General features: G+C 72.1%; 21 protein-coding genes and 2 pseudogenes. 7 read left to right on the forward strand and 16 right to left on the reverse strand.

The genetic code is table 11. From position 1 onward, the window contains the following. The first annotated feature begins 236 nt into the window (after positions 1-236). Entirely contained in the window at positions 237-1,241 is a 1,005-nt protein-coding gene (locus tag B1L11_RS22005; RefSeq protein WP_079316257.1) for a helix-turn-helix transcriptional regulator, read from the forward strand. 84 nt (positions 1,242-1,325) lie between these two features. After that, the gene (locus tag B1L11_RS22010) at positions 1,326-1,703 is read left to right on the forward strand and encodes a DUF5319 domain-containing protein (RefSeq protein WP_030508386.1); all 378 of its coding nucleotides are present in this window, start codon (positions 1,326-1,328) and stop codon (positions 1,701-1,703) included. Here the strand turns inward: B1L11_RS22010 and B1L11_RS45470 are convergent. From B1L11_RS45470 to B1L11_RS22035, 6 genes are all read right to left on the reverse strand, one after another. Beyond that, positions 1,664-1,879: an anti-sigma-D factor RsdA gene (locus B1L11_RS45470; protein ID WP_143737446.1), complete on the reverse strand. Its 216-nt coding sequence runs from the start codon at positions 1,877-1,879 to the stop codon at positions 1,664-1,666. The two genes, B1L11_RS22010 and B1L11_RS45470, sit on opposite strands and share 40 nt — an antisense overlap. Next, the gene (locus B1L11_RS22015) at positions 1,876-2,502 is read right to left on the reverse strand and encodes a sigma-70 family RNA polymerase sigma factor (RefSeq protein WP_139573620.1); all 627 of its coding nucleotides are present in this window, start codon (positions 2,500-2,502) and stop codon (positions 1,876-1,878) included. Before B1L11_RS22015 ends, B1L11_RS45470 begins: the two co-directional genes overlap by 4 nt. Before the next feature lie 311 nt (positions 2,503-2,813). Next, the gene (gene groL / locus B1L11_RS22020) at positions 2,814-4,439 is read right to left on the reverse strand and encodes a chaperonin GroEL (protein ID WP_079316228.1); all 1,626 of its coding nucleotides are present in this window, start codon (positions 4,437-4,439) and stop codon (positions 2,814-2,816) included. A gap of 67 nt (positions 4,440-4,506) precedes the next feature. Then, positions 4,507-4,821 carry a co-chaperone GroES gene (gene groES / locus B1L11_RS22025; protein WP_111699864.1) on the reverse strand — a complete coding sequence of 105 codons (315 nt, stop codon included), beginning with the start codon at positions 4,819-4,821 and terminating at the stop codon, positions 4,507-4,509. A 264-nt stretch (positions 4,822-5,085) separates the two neighbouring features. After that, positions 5,086-5,679 (reverse strand): hypothetical protein, encoded by a 594-nt coding sequence (locus B1L11_RS22030; RefSeq protein ID WP_079316229.1) that lies wholly within the window; start codon positions 5,677-5,679, stop codon positions 5,086-5,088. A 164-nt stretch (positions 5,680-5,843) separates the two neighbouring features. Further along, complete coding sequence (locus B1L11_RS22035; protein ID WP_079316230.1) at positions 5,844-6,686, reverse strand: NAD-dependent epimerase/dehydratase family protein; 843 nt, start codon at positions 6,684-6,686, stop codon at positions 5,844-5,846. A gap of 138 nt (positions 6,687-6,824) precedes the next feature. Here B1L11_RS22035 and B1L11_RS22040 point away from each other — a divergent pair, with 138 nt between their 5' ends. From B1L11_RS22040 to B1L11_RS22055, 4 genes are all read left to right on the forward strand, one after another. Beyond that, complete coding sequence (locus B1L11_RS22040; protein WP_079316231.1) at positions 6,825-7,370, forward strand: MarR family winged helix-turn-helix transcriptional regulator; 546 nt, start codon at positions 6,825-6,827, stop codon at positions 7,368-7,370. A 44-nt stretch (positions 7,371-7,414) separates the two neighbouring features. Further along, positions 7,415-8,608 carry a class I SAM-dependent methyltransferase gene (locus tag B1L11_RS22045; RefSeq protein WP_218671250.1) on the forward strand — a complete coding sequence of 398 codons (1,194 nt, stop codon included), beginning with the start codon at positions 7,415-7,417 and terminating at the stop codon, positions 8,606-8,608. A gap of 156 nt (positions 8,609-8,764) precedes the next feature. Further along, a complete protein-coding gene (locus B1L11_RS22050) occupies positions 8,765-9,118 on the forward strand; it encodes a hypothetical protein (RefSeq protein WP_079316232.1) in 354 nt (117 codons plus the stop codon). Beyond that, complete coding sequence (locus tag B1L11_RS22055; RefSeq protein WP_143737447.1) at positions 9,052-9,624, forward strand: hypothetical protein; 573 nt, start codon at positions 9,052-9,054, stop codon at positions 9,622-9,624. Before B1L11_RS22050 ends, B1L11_RS22055 begins: the two co-directional genes overlap by 67 nt. A gap of 40 nt (positions 9,625-9,664) precedes the next feature. On the opposite strand, the pseudogene tsaD reads toward B1L11_RS22055, so the two are convergent. The 10 genes and pseudogenes from tsaD to B1L11_RS22105 form a co-directional block, all read right to left on the reverse strand. After that, a pseudogene (gene tsaD / locus B1L11_RS22060) lies at positions 9,665-10,703 on the reverse strand (tRNA (adenosine(37)-N6)-threonylcarbamoyltransferase complex transferase subunit TsaD). Continuing rightward, positions 10,700-11,188, reverse strand: coding sequence for a ribosomal protein S18-alanine N-acetyltransferase (gene rimI, locus B1L11_RS22065; RefSeq protein WP_256862779.1), 489 nt, complete (start codon positions 11,186-11,188; stop codon positions 10,700-10,702). Before rimI ends, tsaD begins: the two are co-directional and overlap by 4 nt. Positions 11,189-11,207: 19 nt before the next feature. Continuing rightward, positions 11,208-11,931, reverse strand: a pseudogene (gene tsaB, locus B1L11_RS22070) (tRNA (adenosine(37)-N6)-threonylcarbamoyltransferase complex dimerization subunit type 1 TsaB). 133 nt (positions 11,932-12,064) lie between these two features. Continuing rightward, entirely contained in the window at positions 12,065-12,619 is a 555-nt protein-coding gene (locus B1L11_RS22075) for a class F sortase (protein ID WP_079316234.1), read from the reverse strand. A 2-nt stretch (positions 12,620-12,621) separates the two neighbouring features. After that, a complete protein-coding gene (locus B1L11_RS22080; protein ID WP_143737448.1) occupies positions 12,622-13,260 on the reverse strand; it encodes a hypothetical protein in 639 nt (212 codons plus the stop codon). Positions 13,261-13,494: 234 nt separating this feature from the next. Then, positions 13,495-13,956, reverse strand: a complete 462-nt coding sequence (gene tsaE, locus B1L11_RS22085) for a tRNA (adenosine(37)-N6)-threonylcarbamoyltransferase complex ATPase subunit type 1 TsaE (protein WP_079316236.1) — start codon at positions 13,954-13,956, stop codon at positions 13,495-13,497. Next, positions 13,953-15,005 (reverse strand): alpha/beta fold hydrolase, encoded by a 1,053-nt coding sequence (locus tag B1L11_RS22090; protein ID WP_079316237.1) that lies wholly within the window; start codon positions 15,003-15,005, stop codon positions 13,953-13,955. Before B1L11_RS22090 ends, tsaE begins: the two co-directional genes overlap by 4 nt. A gap of 24 nt (positions 15,006-15,029) precedes the next feature. Continuing rightward, a complete protein-coding gene (alr, locus tag B1L11_RS22095) occupies positions 15,030-16,175 on the reverse strand; it encodes an alanine racemase (protein ID WP_079316238.1) in 1,146 nt (381 codons plus the stop codon). A gap of 54 nt (positions 16,176-16,229) precedes the next feature. Then, positions 16,230-17,732 carry an NAD(P)H-hydrate dehydratase gene (locus tag B1L11_RS22100; protein WP_079316239.1) on the reverse strand — a complete coding sequence of 501 codons (1,503 nt, stop codon included), beginning with the start codon at positions 17,730-17,732 and terminating at the stop codon, positions 16,230-16,232. A 61-nt stretch (positions 17,733-17,793) separates the two neighbouring features. Beyond that, positions 17,794-18,174, reverse strand: a complete 381-nt coding sequence (locus tag B1L11_RS22105) for a holo-ACP synthase (protein WP_256862780.1) — start codon at positions 18,172-18,174, stop codon at positions 17,794-17,796. Between the two features lie 93 nt (positions 18,175-18,267). Between B1L11_RS22105 and coaA the strand changes: the two genes are divergently transcribed. After that, the gene (gene coaA / locus B1L11_RS22110; protein ID WP_079316240.1) at positions 18,268-19,209 is read left to right on the forward strand and encodes a type I pantothenate kinase; all 942 of its coding nucleotides are present in this window, start codon (positions 18,268-18,270) and stop codon (positions 19,207-19,209) included. Positions 19,210-19,216 lie beyond the last annotated feature (7 nt).

The raw sequence follows: 19,216 nt of genomic DNA on the forward strand, positions 1-19,216 counted from the left end.
CGATACAAAAGCCGCCACGGCTCAGCCCTGCCGAATGTGTGAACGGGACGGACAGCGCGGAAAATCCGAGATATTCTCGCGACCCGAAGCGAGTCGGGGATGGGGCGCACGTCGGTGCGCCGGACGCCGGGAAACGTTTTCTCCCAGGGACCAGTGAGCCAGTGGACAGTGAGCCAGTGGGACCGGTGCGCCCAATGCGCCGCGGCGCGACCAGTGTGACCACCGACGGAGCGAGCATGAGTACGACGCGTAACGCCGCCTCCCGGGCCGACCCGTTCGAAAGCCTCGGCCTCTCCCCCGACCAGGCGGCCCTCTACACGGCCATGCTGCGGCTGCACCGTGCGACGCTGACCGAACTGGCCGAGGCGGTCGACCGGCCCGCCGAGGACGTGCTCGACGCCCTGGACGGACTCGTACGGCTCGGCGCGGTGAACCGGCGGCGGGAGGAGTTCCTCGCCCGCCATCCGGTGGCGGCGATCGGGCGGCTGGTGGCCGAGAGGCTGGACCGCATGGCCAGGGAGACCCGCCAGATCGACGAGGTGCTCGCGGCGGCCGGCCGTCTGGCCCATCACTACGACGCGGGCCGCGACTGGCGCAGCGGGCGGTTCTCGGTCGAGCCGGTGAGCGGCGCGGACGAGCTCTGCGAGAGCGTGATCGGCCTCGCCCTGCAGGCGCCCCCCGCCGAACTGGTCATGGCCGTGCCGGACCGCCGCACCATGGCCAGGTTCGCGGACGGGTACGGCGGCCAGTGGATCCAGGCCGCCGAGGACGGCATCCTGCGCCCGCGCATGGTCGTCGCGCTCGACGCCGTGTCCGAGCCCGCCCTGCGAGAGGTGTGCGCGCGGTTCTCCGCGGCGGGCGCGGGGCTGCGCGCCCTCGACACGGTGCCGAGCTGGTTCTTCGCGCTCGGCCACGGCACCGCCGGGCTGCCCGCGGAGTGGGGCGTCCCGCTGCCCGAGCACTCCTACAACTGCTACCTGGTCCACGCCCCGGTGGCGGTGGGGGCGCTACGGGCGCTGTTCGAGGAGCTCTGGGCCCGGGCCGCGCCGATCTCCCCGCACACCAACGCGCTGCAGGTGCTCCGGCTGGCCGCGCACGGCCTGTCCGACGACGCCATCGCCCGCCACCTCGGAGTCTCCGTACGCACGGTGCGGGCCAGGTTCGCCGAGGCGATGTCGGAGCTGGGGGCCCAGTCCCGCTTCCACGCCGGGGTGGAGGCCGCCCGCCGCGGCTGGCTGTGACGCCCGCGTCCCGGGGCGCGGCCCGACGAGCAGATGAGGCGCACTTATCCTCGTGGAGGGGGCCGTGGTCATAAGGTGGGATGCGTGCTGGAAGACGTCCCCCGCGACCCGTTCGCGGATGACCCCAACGACCCCGCGGCGGAGCTTGGAGCGCCCGACGACGTGGAGCCGCTGACGCTCGCGGAACGCGACGAGGCGCTGACCGATCTCGCCGACGTGGAGGTCTTCCGTTCCCTGCTCGAACCCCAGGGCGTGCTCGGGCTCGTCCTCGACTGCCCGGAGTGCGGCGAACAACACTACTTCGACTGGGACCTGCTGCGCGGCAACCTGCGCCAGATGATCGACAACGGCCGGCCGCAGGTGCACGAGCCGGCCTACCAGCCCGATCCGGCCGACTACGTCAGCTGGGAGTACGCCCGGGGCTACGTGGACGGCGTGATCGACACGGAGGAGAGCCGCTGACTGTCCACGTCGGCCACGAGCGCGCCGAGCAGCCGGATGGCGGCGTCCGTACCGCCGACCGGCTCGCGGCGGGCGAGCGCGTCGAGGACGGCGTCCGTCCGCATTACGTCGCCCTCCACGTCGGCATCGCCGTACGACCCGAGGTGGCGAGCCGTACGACGACGTTTCGTGGTCACGCAATCGACTCCAGCTCGGCCAGCTGCCGGAGCCTGGCGAGCGCACGATGCTGCGCGACCCGGACGGCACCTGGTGACATGCCGAGTACATTACCCGTCTCCTCGGCGGACAGGCCCGAGACCACCCGCAGAATGAGAAGCTCGCGCTGCGTGTCCGGGAGCCGGGCGAGCAGGTCGCGGGCGTGCTGCGCCTCGATGTAGCGCACCACCGTCTCCTCCGGCCCGGGGCCCTCGTCGGGCCCGTCCGGCAGGTCCTGCGTCGGCACGGCCGAGCGGACCGAACTGCGCAGCGCGTCGGCCACCTTGTGGGAGGCGATGCCGAAGACGAACGAGGCGAACGGGCGGCCCATGTCGCGGTAGCGCGGCAGCGCCGACAGCACCGCGATGCACACCTCCTGGGCCACGTCGTCGGCGATGTGATACTGACCGGACACCCTGCCCAGTCGAGCCCTGCAGTAGCGGACCACCATCGGGCGCAGGTGTCCCAGCAGTGATTCGATCGCGGTGCGATCTCCCTTTACGGCAAGGCTGGTCAGTTCCCTGAGGTCGGGCTCATCCGATCTCGTCGCAAGCCTTACCCCAGTTGCGGCGTCGGCGACGCATCCCTCGGTCACGTTAGGCATGATGCCCGTCGCGATCGTTCATGTCGTCATGGTTAACGGCTACGGATTGGTCACATTGACGCGGCGATAACGTTCGGTAATCACCTGATCACTCTTCCGTTGGAACATTCCAACCGGAATGCCCAAAAAGAGAGATATACGCCGGACGGCTTGACAGGGAAAAAGAAGCGTGCCGGTCGTTCGCATTGCCTTCGGCCCGGCTTCGCCCGCGACGGCCCGTCCGCGCGGAACGGGCAAAGGGCGGAAAAGCGGTGCGCCCCGCGGTCCACCCTTGCGGGCGGGCGCGGGGCGCGATGCGCGGAAGGCGCGGATCAGTGGCCGTGACCGTGGCCGTGGCCGTGACCGCCGTTGGCGGCCGGAGCCTCCTCCTCGGGCTTGTCCACGACGAGGGCCTCGGTGGTGAGCAGCATGCCGGCGATGGACGCGGCGTTCTGCACGGCCGAGCGGGTCACCTTGACGGGGTCGATGACGCCCTGGCCCACCAGGTCGCCGTACTCGCCGGTGGCGGCGTTGAGGCCCTCACCGACGTTCATCGCGGCGATCTTGGTGGTGACGACGTAGCCCTCCATGCCCGCGTTCTCGGCGATCCAGCGGGCGGGCTCGATCAGCGCCTTGCGGACGATCGAGACACCGGTGGCCTCGTCGCCGGTCAGGCCCAGGTCGTCGAGCTCCTTGGACACGTGCACGAGCGCGGAGCCACCGCCGGAGACGATGCCCTCCTCGATCGCGGCGCGGGTCGCGGAGATCGCGTCCTCGAGGCGATGCTTCTTCTCCTTCAGCTCCACCTCGGTGGCGGCGCCGACGCGCAGCACGCACACACCGCCGGCCAGCTTCGCGAGACGCTCCTGCAGCTTCTCGCGGTCCCAGTCGGAGTCGGACTGCTCGATCGCGACCTTGATCTCGCGGACGCGGTCCTCGATCGCCTGGGCGTCGCCGGCGCCGTCCACGATCGTGGTGGTGTCCTTGTTGACCACGACGCGGCGGGCCGTGCCGAGCACCTCGAGGCCGACGTGCTCCAGCTTGAGGCCGACCTCCTCGCTGACGACCTGGCCGCCGGTGAGGATGGCGATGTCCTGCAGCATGGCCTTGCGGCGGTCGCCGAAGCCGGGGGCCTTGACGGCGACGGAGGTGAAGGTGCCGCGGATCTTGTTGGTCACCAGGACGGCCAGGGCCTCGCCCTCGACGTCCTCGGCGATGACCAGCAGCTGGCGCTTGCTCTGGGCGACCTTCTCCAGCAGCGGCAGGAAGTCCGCGATGGAGGAGATCTTGCCCTGGGTGATGAGGATGTAGGGGTCCTCGAGGACCGCCTCCATGCGCTCGGAGTCGGTCACCATGTAGTGCGACAGGTAGCCCTTGTCGAACTGGAGGCCCTCGGTGAACTCCAGCTCCAGGCCCATCGCGTTGGACTCCTCGACGGTGATGACACCGTCCTTGCCCACCTTGTCGAACGCCTCGGCGATCAGGCCGCCGATCTTCGCGTCCTGCGCGGAGATCGTCGCGACGTTGGCGATCTCCTTCTTGTCCTCGACGTGGCGGGCGCTGGCGAGCAGCCGCTCGCTGACGGCCTGGGCGGCCTTGTCGATGCCGCGCTTGAGCCCCAGCGGCTGCGCGCCGGCGGCCACGTTGCGCAGGCCCTCGCGGACCATGGCCTGGGCCAGGACGGTCGCGGTGGTGGTGCCGTCGCCCGCGATGTCGTTGGTCTTGGTCGCCACTTCCTTGGCGAGCTGGGCGCCCAGGTTCTCGTACGGCTTGTCCAGCTCGACCTCGCGAGCGATGGTCACACCGTCGTTCGTGATCGTCGGGGCACCGAACTTCTTGTCGATGACGACGTTGCGGCCGCGGGGGCCGAGCGTCACCTTGACGGCGTCGGCGAGAGCGTTCACACCACGCTCGAGAGCGCGCCGCGCGTCCTCTTCGAACTCCAGGATCTTCGGCATTCAGGTCTCCTTGTGAGCGCGCGGAGCCCCGGGCGCATGGTCCCGGGGCTCCACAAGCCGGCGCGGCCTACTTCTCGATGATGGCGAGCACGTCGCGGGCCGAGAGCACCAGGTACTCCTCGCCGCCGTACTTGACCTCGGTGCCGCCGTACTTGCTGTAGAGGACGACGTCGCCCTCCTTGACGTCGAGCGGGATGCGCTTCTCGCCGTCCTCGTCCCAGTTGCCCGGGCCCACAGCGAGGACACGGCCCTCCTGCGGCTTCTCCTTGGCGGTGTCCGGGATGACCAGGCCGGAGGCGGTGGTCTGCTCGGCCTCAAGCGGCTGGACCACGATGCGGTCGCCAAGCGGCTTAACGGGAACCTTGGTGGCGGTCGTCACGATCGGACCTCCCCTTCAGATTGCGATGAATGAGCTGAAGAGGCGACCAGCGGCCTGCCGTCGCGGGTGTCAGACCTGTCTCGTCGCTGTTGGCACTCTCGATGGGAGAGTGCCAACACGAAACAGTATGCAAGTGGCGCGTGACAGTCAACACGAACCGGCATCGCAGGTCAGACGCATCCGGCGGCAACGCGCCCGAGATCGCCCGTTCAGCCGTCCGCCGCGCCGGCGTCACCATGGCGCCCTCCGGAGGGAGCGAGGGGGCGACTACGCGGAACAGGTGACGTAGAGGGTGGCCGAGGCGGTGTGCAGGAAGTCGGTGTTCTGGTAGCCGACGAAGTACGTCGGCCCGTTCTGCTGGACGTCGACGACGTCGACCCCGGTGGAGTGCCGCTCCTCGTAACGAGTGACATGCGGATAGGCCGGCGGGCAGCTCACGGTGACCGCTGCGTCGACGCCCGGCGCGATGTCGGCGCGCTGCATGAGTTCCAGGCCTGTCGGGGGCTCGTGCGGCACGTCCGAGCAGAGCACCTCGACCTTCACCGGAATGTTGACCGAGTGCGCGTCCCTCTTCGACTGGGAGTTGGTGAAATTCACCTTCACCTCACGCCCGGCGACGGCGATCTCCTTGTAGTTCAGATACTGGGAGTTGTACGAGTCCTTGACGGAGGACGAGGCCCGGATCGTGACCGGATACGGGATCGTCGAAGGGCACTGCACCTTCACATAGCCCTGGCTCTCCGGGAGGACGGAGGTCGAGTTCGTCATCACCGTCGTCGTCTCGGCCAGCGCCGGGCCACCGAAGGCCGTCAGCGCGGCGGCCACCGCCGCGATCGCACCCAGTCGCATGATCCTGTGCATGCTCGTCTCTCCTCGTTCGTCGTGCTGTGCTTGTGCCGACGACGTTAGAGAGCCGGTCTTGGGGTGCTCTTGGCATGATCGCGTTCGGAGCTTAAAGGACGCTTGGCCCGGACCCCGCCCCGGCGGGATCCGGACTTCGACGTCACGGGCCGGTCCGGCGGCCCTCAGTCTCGGGAGGCGTACGAGCCGGAGCGGACGTCGTCGACGATGCCGGGGCGGCTCGGCTCCCAGCCGAGGACCTTCCTGGCGAGGTCGCCGCTCACCACCTGGCTCAGGGCCAGGCCCTCGGCGAACGGGCGGCCGAGCACCTCGCTCGCCTCGTCGATCGGCCACGGCACGGCCTTCCCCGTACGGCCCGCGGCCGCCGCCACGTCGGCGACGCTCACCGCCTCCTCGGCGACGGCGTGGAAGAGGCTCCCCGGCGCCGCGTTCTCGATCGCGAGCACGAGCAGGTCCGCCAGGTCGTCGACGTGCACGGTCGCCCAGGTCGGCACCGGGCCGCCCGCGTGGACGTACCGGCCGTCCTCCTGCCCGGGGGCGGTGAGCACCGTGGGAATGCCGGCGCCCCGGCCGTACACGATGCCGGGCCTGACGACGACGCCGCCCGCGTCCAGCACGAGCCTCTCCACGCGCGGCCGGTAGCGGGAGGCGGTTATGGGGTTCACCGGCGCGTCCTCGCCCGCCGCCTCGGTCGTGGTGCCGAGAACCCAGACGCCGCTGGTGTAGACGAGCCGCGCGCCCCCTCCGGCCAGCGCCTCGATCGCCGCGACATCCACCTCCTCGTCCCCGACGGGGTTGGCGGCGTGCACGACGACGTCGATGTCCGGCGTCACGGCCTTCCTGAGCGTCTCGGGTTCGTGGAGGTCGCCGTGGCGCACCTCACCCGGTACGGCGGTGTCGCGGGCCCTCGGCCGGACGAGCGCGACCACCTCGTGGCCGCGTTCGGCGAGGCGCTCCGCCAGCGCGGAACCGATGTACCCCGTCGCACCGAGCACCAGGACCTTCATCTCTTTCACCTCGAATACTTCGATGCCTTACTGTTCGACGGAGAAGGTACCCCACGCCCGGCTCACATTTCAACGTCGAAGTGTCGGTTACGATGACGAGGGGAGGAGGAGCGGCGTGGAGGACCCAGGCCGCGCGCTATGAACGACACCCTCACGAACGACGACCTCACGAACGCCACCTGCGCGAACGACGCCGTCGACCAGATCCTCGGCCAGTGGGCGCGGGCGCGTCCGGACGTGGACTGCTCGGCGATGGGAGTGGCCGGGCGGATCTCCCGCGCGTCCCGGCTGCTGGAGAAGGGCATCAAGGAGTACTTCGCCGGGCACGACCTGGAACCGTGGGAGTTCGACGTGCTCGCGACTCTCTTCCGGTCCAACCCCGATCACCGGCTCTGCATGAGCGACCTCGCCACGGCCGCGATGGTCAGCTCCGCGGCGCTCACCAACCGGGTGGACCGCCTCGTCGCCAGGGGCCTGGTGCACCGGGAGGTCTCGCCCACCAACCGCCGCATGGTCCTGATCACCCTCACCGACGAGGGCCGGGAGGTCGTCGACGCGCTGCTGGAGGGCCACGTGGCCAACGAGGAGCGGCTGCTGTCCGGCCTCACCGACGAGGACCGGGAGCGGCTGTCCGGACTGCTCTGCAAGCTGCTCACCTCGCTCGGCGACGTCGGCTCCTGCTGACCGCCCACCGACGTGCGCGCCGGGCAGGCGGTAGCGTCGCGGGCGTGGACCTGGACGCCTTCCGCATGCTGATCACGCCCGCAGGGCGCGGGGCCCTGGACGAGGCCGTGAAGATACTCGCCGACGGCGCCGACCCGGTGGCCGCCGCGAGCGCGTTGCGCAAGAGCCACCCGGCGGACCTCGCGGCGGCGGCGCTCACCCAGGCGTCGCTGCGGCGGCGGGCCGAGGTCAAGTTCGGCCCCGACGCCGCGGTCATGTACTTCACCCCGCACGGGCTGGAGCAGGCCACGCGCCCCGAGGTCGCCGCACACCGCGCCACCAGGATCCGGGCCGCCGGAGGGCCGGAGGGCGGCCCTGCCGTGCTGGACGTCTGCTGTGGCATCGGCGGGGACCTCCTCGCGCTGGCCAGGGCGGGCTGCCCGGTGGACGCCGTGGACCTCGACCTGCTGACCGCGGAGATCGCCCGGGCCAACGCGGCGGCGCTCGGCCTGTCCTCCCTGGTCGGCGTACGGACGGGCGACGCCGCGCTGGCCGACCCCGGCGGATACGGCCTGCTGTTCGCCGACCCCGCCAGAAGGGGGGCGAGGGGACGGACCTTCGACCCGATGGCGTACTCCCCCACGTGGCCGGTCGTGCTCGACCTGGTGGCCCGCGCCCCGGCGGCCTGCCTGAAGGTGGCCCCCGGCATCCCGTACGAGTTCATCCCCGAGGGCGCCGAAGCCGAGTGGGTGTCGTACCGCGGCGAGGTCAAGGAGGCGGCGATCTGGACCGGAATGGGAGCGGGCGGCCGGCGCGCCACCCTGCTGCCGTCCGGGGCCACGCTCACGGCGTCCGGCGCGGAGGCGGAGACCGGGCCGGTGAGCCGCTATCTCTACGAACCCGACGGCGCCGCGGTGCGGGCCCACCTGGTCGCCGAGGTCGCCGCCCTCGTGTCGGGGCACCTCCTCGATCCCCGGATCGCCTACGTCACGAGTGACCGTCTCGTACGCACGGATTGGGCGCCCTGCTACGAGGTGACCGACGTCATGCCGTTCTCGCTCAAACGGCTGAGAGCGGCGCTGCGCGAACGGCGCGTCGGCGCGGTCACCATCAAGAAGCGCGGTTCCGCCGTCGACGTCGAACGGCTGCGCAAGGATCTGCGGCTTTCCGGCGACGATTCCGCCGTGATCGTGCTCACCCGCATCGAGGAACGGCCGTTCGCCCTGCTCTGCCGGCCCGTGACCAGTGCGAACGGGTGAAACAGGAACAATTCACCAGCAATTACCGCCTTTCTCATTCCACGCCTGATGGCCGCGGGTCAGGGCCTAAAGTTGGCCGTCGGGCGTGCCGCCTGTTCGTTCATCTGCGCGAGACCGGGCCGAACCGACGTTTCGGCGAGTGAAGGAGCATTCTCGGTGGAGCATTCCAGCCACAACCTCCTCCAGGCGGGCAGCCAGACCGCCATCTCCGACCGGATGCGTGAACTGCTCGCCCGGGCGGCCCAGGACCACGTCTACGAGCAGCGGACGCAGGGCGCCGTGCTCGACGAGATCCGCCAGCGGCTGGAGGGCATGGAGTGGCTCCTGCGCGAGGTGCGCGAGCGCGAGCTGGGCGGCCTCGGCGTGGCACTCGAGGCGATCACCCAGCGGCTCGACGACATGGCGGTCAGGCGCCCGCCTGGGCGGAGGGGCTGGCCCAGCACATGGAACTGCTGCGCGACCACGTGGACGAGGTCGGCGGCCGGACCCAGGGCCTCGCCGACCGGATGACGGACTTCGCGCACCGGCTCGGCAAGTTCCAGGGGAGCATGGAGGCCGCAGCCGGGCGGTTCACCAGGATCGACAAGGCCCTCGCCGCGCTCACCGAGCGCACCGAGCGGCTGGAGGCCGTCGTCGTCGAACGGCTGGACTCGGTCGGGGGCCGGATCGAGGCCGTGGAGAGCGGCGTGGGAGCCGCCGTGGACGGCATGAACGCGACCGTCGCCGGGCTGAGCGCCGGCATCGGGGACGTCGCCGCCGGGGTGGACGAGATGAGCACCACCATCGCGGGCATGAACGCCGACCTCACCCTGGCGGCGGGGGCCGTCGTGCCCCTCGCGGACGCGGTGCGCAGCAGGCCCGACCGCGAGCAGATCGCCGAGACCGTCTCGGACGCGGTCACCCGCGCCATGGAACCGGCCAGGGGCGACGTGGCCCGGCGGCTCGCCGCGCTGGAGGAGACCATGCTGGCGCTCGCCGAGGTCCTCCTGCGCCCCGCCCGCGGCCACGCCGACTGAGGAATCTCCCTGTCGCCGGCGAGGGCGAGCGGGGCGGCGATCAGACGTTGACGACGGTGATCGGGAGCGACGAGTCGGCCGGGATCTCCAGGGTGGAGGGCTTCGCGCCCGCCGACACCAGGTCCGCGCCGAGCGCCGCCACCATCGCGCCGTTGTCGGTGCACAGGCCGGGCCGCGGCACCCGCAGGCGCACCCCGGCCGCGTCGCAGCGCTCCTGGGCCAGGGCCCGCAGCCGGGAGTTGGCGGCCACGCCGCCCCCCGATCAGCAGGTCCTTCACGTCGTAACGGGCGCACGCCTGCAGGGCCTTGCGGGTGAGCACGTCCACGACCGCCTCCTGGAACGACGCGGCGACGTCGGCCACGGGCACCGCCTCGCCCGCCGCCTCACGGGCCTCCACCCACCGCGCCACGGCCGTCTTCAGCCCCGAGAAGGAGAAGTCGAGGGTGCCGTCGTCGTACTTGCCGCGCGGGAAGGCCACCGCCGCGCCCGAGCCGTCGCGGGCGGCCCGGTCGATGTGGGGCCCGCCGGGGAACGGCAGCCCGAGCACCCGGGCCACCTTGTCGAACGCCTCCCCGGCCGCGTCGTCCACGGTGGACCCGAGCGAGATCACGTCCTGCGCCACGTCGGGCACCAGGAGCAGCGAGGAATGTCCTCCCGACACCAGCAGCGCGATCGAGGGCTTGGGCAGCGGACCGTGCTCCAGTTGGTCCACGGCCACGTGCGCGGCGAGGTGGTTGACCCCGTAGAGCGGGACGCCGAGCCCCAGCGCGTACGCCTTGGCGGCGGCCACGCCGACGAGCAGCGCGCCCGCGAGACCGGGGCCGGCGGTGACGGCGACCGCGTCGATGTCGGAGAAGCGCAGCCCGGCGGCGGCCAGCGCGCTCTCGACCGTGGGCGTCATCGCCTCCAGGTGGGCCCGCGAGGCCACCTCCGGCACCACGCCGCCGAAGCGGGCGTGCTCGTCCATGCTGGAGGCGATGGTGTTGGCCAGCAGCGTGTGGCCGCGGACGATGCCCACGCCCGTCTCGTCGCAGGACGTCTCGATTCCCAGCACGATCGGCTCGTCACGCCTGCTCATGCTCCGCCCCCCAAATCTTCGTGTCCTGGCCCGAGGTCCTTCACCATGGTGATGGCGTCGGTGCCGTCCTCGTAGTAGCGCCGCCGCAGGCCCAGCCGCCGAAAGCCGAACCGCTCGTACATCGCCTGCGCGGGCGGGTTGTCGGCGCGCACCTCCAGGAACACCGAGACCGCGCCGCGCCGTGCGGCCTCGGCGAGCAGTGCGTCCATCAGCGCGGTCCCGACGCCGGCGCGCCGGTGATCGGCGAGGACCGCGATCGTCTGGACGTCGGCCTGGTCACCCGCCGCCGCCAGCCCGGCGTACCCCACCACGCGGTCGCCCACCTCGGCGACGACGTAGTGCCGGGTGCGCGGCTGGTCGGCCAGCTCGCCACGCAACATGGCCTCGCTCCAGGCGTCCGCGGGGAACGTGGTCCTTTCGATGTCCATCACGACCGGCAGATCGTCGTGGGTCATCTGGCGCAGCACGACCTCGGCCTGCCTCATGGGGTGTCCCCGCGGCGGGTCACGCCGTCACCCGCTTCGGCGCCCCGGGCACCTGCGCGTCGGGACGCCGCAGGTAGATGGGCCGCGGCGGGCCGAGCACGGCCAGCTCCCGCGCCTTCTCGACCGAATCCACGCGTCCCTCGGGCACCCGCGCGATCTCGGCCGCCTCCTCCTCGCTCAGCGTCGCGAGGTGCTCGGCCGCCAGGGCCGCGAGCGCTCCCGCCGAGGGAAGTTCCGGACCGCGCACCCGGTCGGCGCCGATCACGTCGGCGTACATGGCGCCGCCCGCGCCGATCACGGGCAGTTCCCCGGGCAGGTCGTGCGGCCGGTCCACGCGCGGCCCGTCGAGCCGCGTACGCGGATCGCCGTACCGCGCCCAGAAGACCTCCCTGCGGCGCGCGTCGGTCGCGACGAGGAACGGCCCGCTCTCCCGCGCGGCGTACGCGAGGGCGTCGAGCGTGCAGACCCCGAACGCGGGCACACCGGCGGTCATGGCCAGCGCCGTCGCCGTCATCAGGCCGACCCGCAGTCCGGTGTACGGCCCGGGGCCGGTCCCGGCGACGATGGCGGTGACGTCCTTGAGCGCTCGCGCCGGACTCGCGCAGGACCTGCTCGACGGCGGGCGCGAGGAGCTCACCATGCCGCCGCGCGTCGATCGTCGTCGACTCCGCCACCACGCGCTCGCCGTCGTACAGCGCGGCGGTGACGGCGGGAGTGGCGGTGTCGAAGGCCAAGACAAGCACGAAGGTCAAGCGTAGTCGCTGTGCGGAGGCGGACGACCACACCCGGGGTCCGGCCCCGGACCCGTTCGTCCTCGTCGCCGCGACGTATGCGGCCCGCGCGCCCGCCGGACGGCCTTGCGGCAGGCGGCGCGGATCAGGCGGCCCGGATCAGGGAGGCGTAGACGATGATGTTGTCGCGGTACTCGTGCCGCGACCAGTCGAAGTTCCCGCCGCAGGTGATCAGGCGCAGGCCGTCCTCGGTGTAGACGCGCTCGGCCGGGAACTCGTCCTTCGGCACGCGCTCCACCGAGTCGACCCGGTAGGAGGCGGTCTTGCCGTCGCTGCGCACCACCTTCACGACCGCTCCCTCACGCAGGTCGCGCAGCCGGTAGAAGACGGCGGGAGCGGTCTTGGTGTCCACGTGGCCGATGATCACGGAGGCGCCGGGGTCGCCCGGCACGGCGCTTCCGGTGTACCAGCCCGCGGTGGACGGCTTGTCGAACGGCGGCAGTTCGACGTCGCCCTCGTCGGACAGGCCGAGCTTCATGAGGGGGGCCTTGAGGTGCAGCGCCGGGATGTCGATCCGCTTGGGGACGACGGAGGACCTGGCGGCGGGCTGGTCCGTCATCCCCTTGCCGCCGGCGACGGCGGCGAACGCGAGCCCGGTGACCACCCCGGCGATGATCACCCCCCGGGTGGACAGCGCCAAGGTCAGGCTCCGGAGCGCCTGCGGGCCACGCCGATGCCGACGCCGAGCGCGGCCAGCAGCACGACGACGGTGACGCCCGTCGGCAGGCCCGAGTCGTCTTCGGGGCCCCCGGCCGCCGTGCCGCCGCCGCCCGCGTGCGGCGCCCGGGTGGGAATCCTCGTGTGGTCCTCGGTGTGGTCGGGTTCCGGCGCGACGATCCTGAACGACGCGCTGCCGATGTCGTTGGTGGCCTCGCAGCGCACCTGCACACGGTAGCCGCCCGCCTTGGCCCCGGCCCTGATGGTCGCGCTGCCGCGCACCATCGGCACGGTCGCGGTCGGGGAGGCCGACGGTGGCGCCGGGGCGACCAGCGTGACGAGCCCCGTGAAGGCGTCGGAGCGGGCGGTCGCCCGATACTCGGTGCCGCCCTGGGGCAGCGGGCACCTGGCGGTGATGTGGATGCTCTTGGTCGACCCGCCGACGATCCGCTTCGGATCGACCTCCACCCGCACGTCCTGCCGCGAGACCGAGACGAGCGGCGTCGGCAGGGCCGGTGTCAGCGTCATCGTGGGGTCGGTGGAGACCGTCTCGGCCGACGCGGTGCAGCCCAGCGCGCCGAACAGTAAGGCTCCTCCGACGGCGACCTGCGTGATCCTGCTCAACGGCACACCTCTTCCACGCCGGTCCCTTACCCAGAAAATCCTTACCGACTCATGGCCGAGGATCTTCCTTGGTCTCGATGATCCACAGGAACGCGGACAGGCGTCAAGGACTGTGCGGCGGACCGGTCTGGATCGCGTACGAACGACGCCCGGCTTGTCCCCGCAGGTCCTTGTCGCACGTCAGAGTCCGTGTTGCGGCCCTTTATGTGGCTCCGTGCCTCAGGGGGAGGGTGCTCAGGTGAGGGAGAGCTCCGACCAGCGCGGGCCCACGCCCGTCACCCGTACGCGGCGCTCCTCGCCCTCGGCGTCCCGCTCGAGGTGGACCTCCAGGCGGTCCTCGGACAGGCCCTCGACCAGGCCCTCGCCCCACTCGACCACGGTCACCGACTCCTCCAGCGAGGCGTCGAGGTCGAGGTCGTCCACCTCCAGCGTGCCGCCCAGCCGGTAGGCATCCACGTGCACGAGCGCCGGCCCGCCGGACAGGGACGGGTGGACCCGGGCGATCACGAACGTGGGGGACGTGATCGGCCCGCGCACCTTCAGGCCCTCCGCGACGCCCTGCACCAGCGTCGTCTTCCCCGCGCCCAGCGGCCCGCTCAGCACGACCAGGTCTCCGGGAGCGAGCAGCGTGGCCAGCCGCGCGCCCAGCGCCCGCGTCTCCTCGGCGGTCGCGGCCCGGAACTCGGCCGTGGTCACGCGTTTCCCCTCTCCGCCCGCTTCAGCAGCTCGCGCAGCGCCTCGTTCACCGCGTCGGGCCGTTCGAGCTGCACGAGATGCGACGTCTCAGGCACGATGGTGAGCTGCGCGGTCGGCACGGCCGCCGCGATCGCCCTGCTGTGGTCGAGCGGCGTCAGCCAGTCGCGCTCCCCCACGATGATCGCGGTCGGCACCTTGTTGAGCACGTCGAGCGCGGTGAGCTTGTCGTGCGACATCAGCGCCGGGTAGAAGTCGGCGATCACCTCCGAGGGGGTGGCCCTGATCATCGACTCGACGAAGTCCACGACGGTCGGGCTGACGTTCTTGGAATCGCCGAACCCGAGGTGACGCAGCGCCAGGAACGACAGGTCGGTGCCGGCCTCACGGCCCCTGTCGACCAGCGCGCCGCTCCTGCGCATGATCGAGACGGCGGGCGGCACCGCGAGGTTGACGAGCTTGGAGACCAGGGCGGGCAGGCCCAGGGTGAGCTCGGCGAGCTTGCCCGCCGAGGTCGCGATCAGCGACACCCCGCGGATCTTGTCGCCGAACAGCTCGGGCCGCCGCTCCGCCAGCGCCATGATCGTCATGCCGCCCATGGAGTGGCCCACCACCACGCACGGCCCGGGGACGAGCTCGTCCAGCACGAGCGCGAGGTCCTCGCCGAGGCGCTCGATCGTGCAGTCGCTGGACATCGCGCGGGCGGACTGGCCGTGGCAGCGCTGGTCCCACAGCACCAGCCGGTAGGAGTCGCGCAGGTCGCGCCGCTGGTAGTGCCAGGAGTCCGAGCACAGGCAGTAGCCGTGGCAGAGCACCACGGTCAGCGGGGCGTCCTCCACGCCGTCGATCTCGGCGTGGATCTTCACGCCGTCCGAGGTCGTGAGCGTCACCGAACGTCCGTGCAGCTCGCCGAAGGGCTCACTCGCCTCCAGGTCCGGCCGCAGGCGGATGCGGCCGACGGCGTACCTCTTGGCGAGCGTGGCCGCCGCCACTCCCGCCGACGCCGCACCGAAGACCGCTCCGGCGATCCCGACCTTGCGACGTGTGCTCATGCCTGCCCTCCTCGCAGCCGCGGCTCAGCGTCCGTCCGTATGGACGCGAGGCACGCGGGATCCGATCCTCGTCACGATCTCATGGGTAATCGTGCCGAGGGAATCCGCCCATTCCTGACAGGTGGGCTCGCCATTGTCCCCCGGGCCGAAAAGGATCACCTCGTCCCCCGCTTCCGCCGGATCGTCACCGAGGTCGATGACGAACTGGTCCATGCACACCCGCCCGGCGATCCGCCGCCGCCGGCCCGCTGCCAGCACCTCCGCCCGGTTGGTCCCGTTTCGCAGGATGCCGTCCGCATACCCGAGAGGGACGAGACCAAGCGTGGTCTCACGCTCCGTGACGTACAGGTGCCCGTACGACACGCCCGAGCCCGGGGCGGCCCGCTTGACCTGCGCGAGCCTGGCCGTCAGCGTCATGGCGGGGCGCAGGCCGAAGTCGCCCAGCTCGGGAATCGGGCTCAGGCCGTAGACCGCGATGCCCGTGCGGACCATGTCGTACCTCGCCCTCGGCAGCGTGACGGTCGCGGCCGAGTTGGCGAAATGACGGATCGCGTCGCTCGGCACGCCCGCCTTGTCGGCGACGGCGAGCGCCTCCTCGAACGCCGCGAGCTGGCTCTCGATGGAGGGATGGCCCGGGATGTCCGCGCAGGCGAAGTGCGACCACAGGCCCACGATCTCGATGGCCCCGCTCGCCCGCGCGGCGAGCGCGTGCTCGACCAGAGACGGCCAGTCCGCCGCCGTCGCGCCACCGCGGGAGTTGCCGGTGTCGGCCTTCAGGTGCACGCGGGCGGTGCGCCCGGTGCGCCGGGCGGCCTCGGCGATGTCGTCGACGACCCACGTCGCGCCGGCCGACAGCTCGACGTCCGCGAGCAGCGCGGCGTCCAGCGGCTCTCCGGGCGTGATGAGCCACGACATGACCGGCGCGGTGACCCCCGCCTCGCGCAGCGCCAGCGCCTCGCGGACGAACGCGGTGCCGAGCCGGGTCGCGCCCGACTCCAGGCACGCCTTCGCCACCGGCGCCGCGCCGTGGCCGTACGCGTCGGCCTTGACGACGGCCATCATCTCGGCGCCGGCGGCCGACTCGGCGAGCAGCCGTACGTTGTGCGTGATGGCGGACAGGTCCACGCGTGCCTCGGCCGGGGTCGCGGAGCGCACCGTTGAGAAGCTCATTTTTCCAGTGTGTCAGGTGGACCCGGGTGGATGCGCCCAACCTGACACCGCACGTCAGAGCGTGCGGAGGGCTTCGGGCAGCGCCTGGGCGACGTCGAGGGCGGCGATCGGCGCCTGTCCGCGTGCCGCGTCGCCGCCTCCGGCGGCCGTCCGCGCCGCGAGCCCGTGGACGTACGCCGCGCACGAGGCCGCGTCGTAGCCGGTCAGCCCGGCGGCGAGCAGGGCGCCCGCGATGCCCGACAGGACGTCGCCCGTGCCGCCCGTGGCCAGCCAGGGCGTGCCCGTGGTGTTGACCCGCACCGGCCTGTCCTCCTCCGCCACGAGCGTGGTCGAGCCCTTGAGCAGCACCGTCGCCCCCAGCTCGGCGGCGGCCCTGCGCACGTGTTCGAGCCGCCCGGCCTCGATGCGCTCGCGCGGCACGCCGAGCAGCCGCGACAGCTCCCCCGCGTGCGGCGTGAGCACGGTGGGGGCGGCCCGGCGCAGCAGCGTGCGGTCCTTGGCGACCAGCGTCAGCCCGTCGGCGTCCACCAGCACGGGCACCCCGGTGGACAGCACGGCGCGGGCCACCGCGTGCGCCTCCGGGCCCGTCCCGAGCCCGGGGCCGAGCACCCACGCCTGCACCCGCCCGACCTCGTCCAGCGAGCTCTTCAGCACCAGCGACGGATCGAGCACGGTCGTGATGGCCTCCGGCCAGCGGGCCCTGACCAGCCGCACCGGCTCGGCGGAGCTCGCGAAGCGGACCAGCCCCGCGCCGGCGCGCACCGCGCCGCCGACCGAGAGCACGGCGGCCCCGGTGTACCTGTCGCTGCCCGCGGCGATCCCGACCACGCCCCGCCGGTACTTGTCGCTCTCCGCGCCCGGCCTGGGCAGCAGGTCGGCCACGTCGTCGCCGGTCAGCGCGGCCACCTCGGGGTCCGGCAGGAAGGGCCCCAGGCCGATGTCCACCAGCTCGACCGACCCCGCGCGGGCGGCGCCGGGATCGACCAGCAGGCCGGCCTTGTACGCGCCGAACGTCACCGTCAGGTGCGCGCGGACCGCCGGTCCCTCGACCCGTCCGCTGCTCGCGTCCACCCCGCTCGGCACGTCGACCGCGACGACCAGGCCGCCGGTCTCGGCGGTCAGCTCCGCCAGCGTCGCGTACGGCTCCCGCAGGGCCCCGCTGCCCCCGATGCCGACGAGGCCGTCCATGACGAGGTCGGCGCCGGCCAGCACTTCGCGCGCCCGCGCGGCCTCGTACGGCTGCGCCCGGCCGCCCGCCCGCCGCAACGCGGCCAGGCCGCCCTCGTGGGTGCGCGAGCCGGCGAGGACCGCCTCCACCCGCGCTCCCCTGCGGGCCAGGCGGGCTCCGGCGTACAGGGCGTCACCGCCGTTGTCGCCGCTGCCGATGAGCAGCGCGACGCGCGAGCCGTACACCCGGCCGCAGGAGCCGGCGAGCAGCTGCGCGCAGACCGCGGCGAGCCCGGCGGCGGCCCTGTCCATCAGCGTCCCCTCGGGGAGCCTCGCCATCAGCGCCAGCTCGGCGGAGCGGATCTGGTCGGAGGTGTAGGCGGTCCGCATGCGTCCGACGGTAGCCTGCCGCGTCGGCGATGGCGATCACCGGCCCGTTGAGGGCTCCCGCTCAGGACTCGGCGACGACGTAGGCGACCGCCATGCCGCCGTCGTGCGACAGGGAGACGTGCCATCGGCGTACGCCGAGGTCGCGGGCCACCTCGGCGGCCCGGCCCGTGATCCTCAGCTCGGGCCGGCCGTGTTCGCCGCGCACGACCTCCGCGTCGAGGTGCCGCAGGCCTGGTGGAGCCCCGAGGGCCTTGGCCACGGCCTCCTTCGCGGCGAACCGCGTGGCCAGCGACTCCAGCGACAGCGCGCACTCGGCATCGGTGAACAGGCGCCCGCGCAGCGCGGGCGTGCGCTCCAGGGCCGCGCCAAGGCGCGCCACCTCGACCACGTCCACCCCGATGCCCACGATCACACCGCCAGCGTACGGCGCGACCAGTGACACGGAGCGAAGGTTCTTCCCCGTCGCGCACCGAAGTAATCCATCGATTTTTGTCCACAGGCTGTGCACGACCCCGGGTGGGGGCGCGGAAAGGCCATGGCTACGCTTGCCGTCGTGGCAGATGGGGACGCGTACGTCGAGCTGAGCCGGGAGCAGTGGCGTGACCTGCGCAAGAACACACCGCTCACGCTCACCGAGGCGGAGCTGGAGGAACTGCGCGGCGTCCACGATCCGATCGACCTGTCCGAGGTCACCGACATCTACCTGCCGCTCACCCGGCTGCTGAACCTGCACTTCACCGGCTCGCGGCAGCGCGGCGCGGCCGTCGGCGCGTTCCTCGGGGAGCAGGACGCGCCCCCGCCGTACGTGCTGGGCATCGCGGGCAGCGTCGCGGTCGGCAAGTCGACCACGGCGCGGCTGCTGCACACGCTGCTCGCCCGCTGGCCCGAGCACCCCCGGGTCGACCTGATCACCACCGACAGCTTCCTGTACCCCAACAAGGTGCTGGAAGAGCGCGGGATCATGCATCGCAAGGGCTTTCCCGAGAGCTACGACCGGCGGGCGCTGGTGAGCTTCGTGGCCGACGTGAAGGCGGGCCGCCACTCGGTGGAGGCGCCGGTCTACAGCCACCTGGAGTACGACATCGTGCCCGGCGCGGCGCAGACGGTGGACCGGCCGGACATCCTCCTCGTCGAGGGGCTCAACGTCCTGCAGCCCGCGCCGCCGGACGCCCTGGCGGTCTACGACTACTTCGACTTCTCCATCTACGTGGACGCCCGGATGGAGGACATCCGCACCTGGTACGTGGAGCGCTTCCACAAGCTGCGCCGTACGGCCTTCTCCGACCCGAAGTCCTACTTCCGGCACATCGCGGCGCTGTCACAGGAGGAGGCGACCACGTTCGCCGAGAACGTGTGGCGGGAGATCAACGAACGCAACCTGGTCGAGAACATCGCCCCCACCCGCCGCCGGGCCGGCCTGATCCTGCACAAGGGTCCCGACCACTCCGTCAGACGGGTGCGGCTGCGCAGAACCTAGGATTCAG

The sequence above is a fragment of the Microbispora sp. GKU 823 genome, from assembly GCF_002027145.1.
Lineage (GTDB): Bacteria > Actinomycetota > Actinomycetes > Streptosporangiales > Streptosporangiaceae > Microbispora > Microbispora siamensis.

Excerpts from the sequence above, each read along its gene's own strand:
- B1L11_RS22040 (WP_079316231.1), top strand. The coding sequence starts at position 6,825 with ATGAACGACACCCTCACGAACGACGACCTCACGAACGCCACCTGCGCG.
- B1L11_RS22090 (WP_079316237.1), bottom strand. The coding sequence starts at position 15,005 with ATGAGCACACGTCGCAAGGTCGGGATCGCCGGAGCGGTCTTCGGTGCG.
- B1L11_RS22055 (WP_143737447.1), top strand. The coding sequence starts at position 9,052 with ATGGAACTGCTGCGCGACCACGTGGACGAGGTCGGCGGCCGGACCCAG.
- B1L11_RS22015 (WP_139573620.1), bottom strand. The coding sequence starts at position 2,502 with ATGCCTAACGTGACCGAGGGATGCGTCGCCGACGCCGCAACTGGGGTA.
- B1L11_RS22030 (WP_079316229.1), bottom strand. The coding sequence starts at position 5,679 with ATGCACAGGATCATGCGACTGGGTGCGATCGCGGCGGTGGCCGCCGCG.
- rimI (WP_256862779.1), bottom strand. The coding sequence starts at position 11,188 with ATGAGGCAGGCCGAGGTCGTGCTGCGCCAGATGACCCACGACGATCTG.
- alr (WP_079316238.1), bottom strand. The coding sequence starts at position 16,175 with ATGAGCTTCTCAACGGTGCGCTCCGCGACCCCGGCCGAGGCACGCGTG.
- B1L11_RS22005 (WP_079316257.1), top strand. The coding sequence starts at position 237 with ATGAGTACGACGCGTAACGCCGCCTCCCGGGCCGACCCGTTCGAAAGC.
- B1L11_RS22035 (WP_079316230.1), bottom strand. The coding sequence starts at position 6,686 with ATGAAGGTCCTGGTGCTCGGTGCGACGGGGTACATCGGTTCCGCGCTG.
- B1L11_RS22100 (WP_079316239.1), bottom strand. The coding sequence starts at position 17,732 with ATGCGGACCGCCTACACCTCCGACCAGATCCGCTCCGCCGAGCTGGCG.
- coaA (WP_079316240.1), top strand. The coding sequence starts at position 18,268 with ATGGCTACGCTTGCCGTCGTGGCAGATGGGGACGCGTACGTCGAGCTG.
- groL (WP_079316228.1), bottom strand. The coding sequence starts at position 4,439 with ATGCCGAAGATCCTGGAGTTCGAAGAGGACGCGCGGCGCGCTCTCGAG.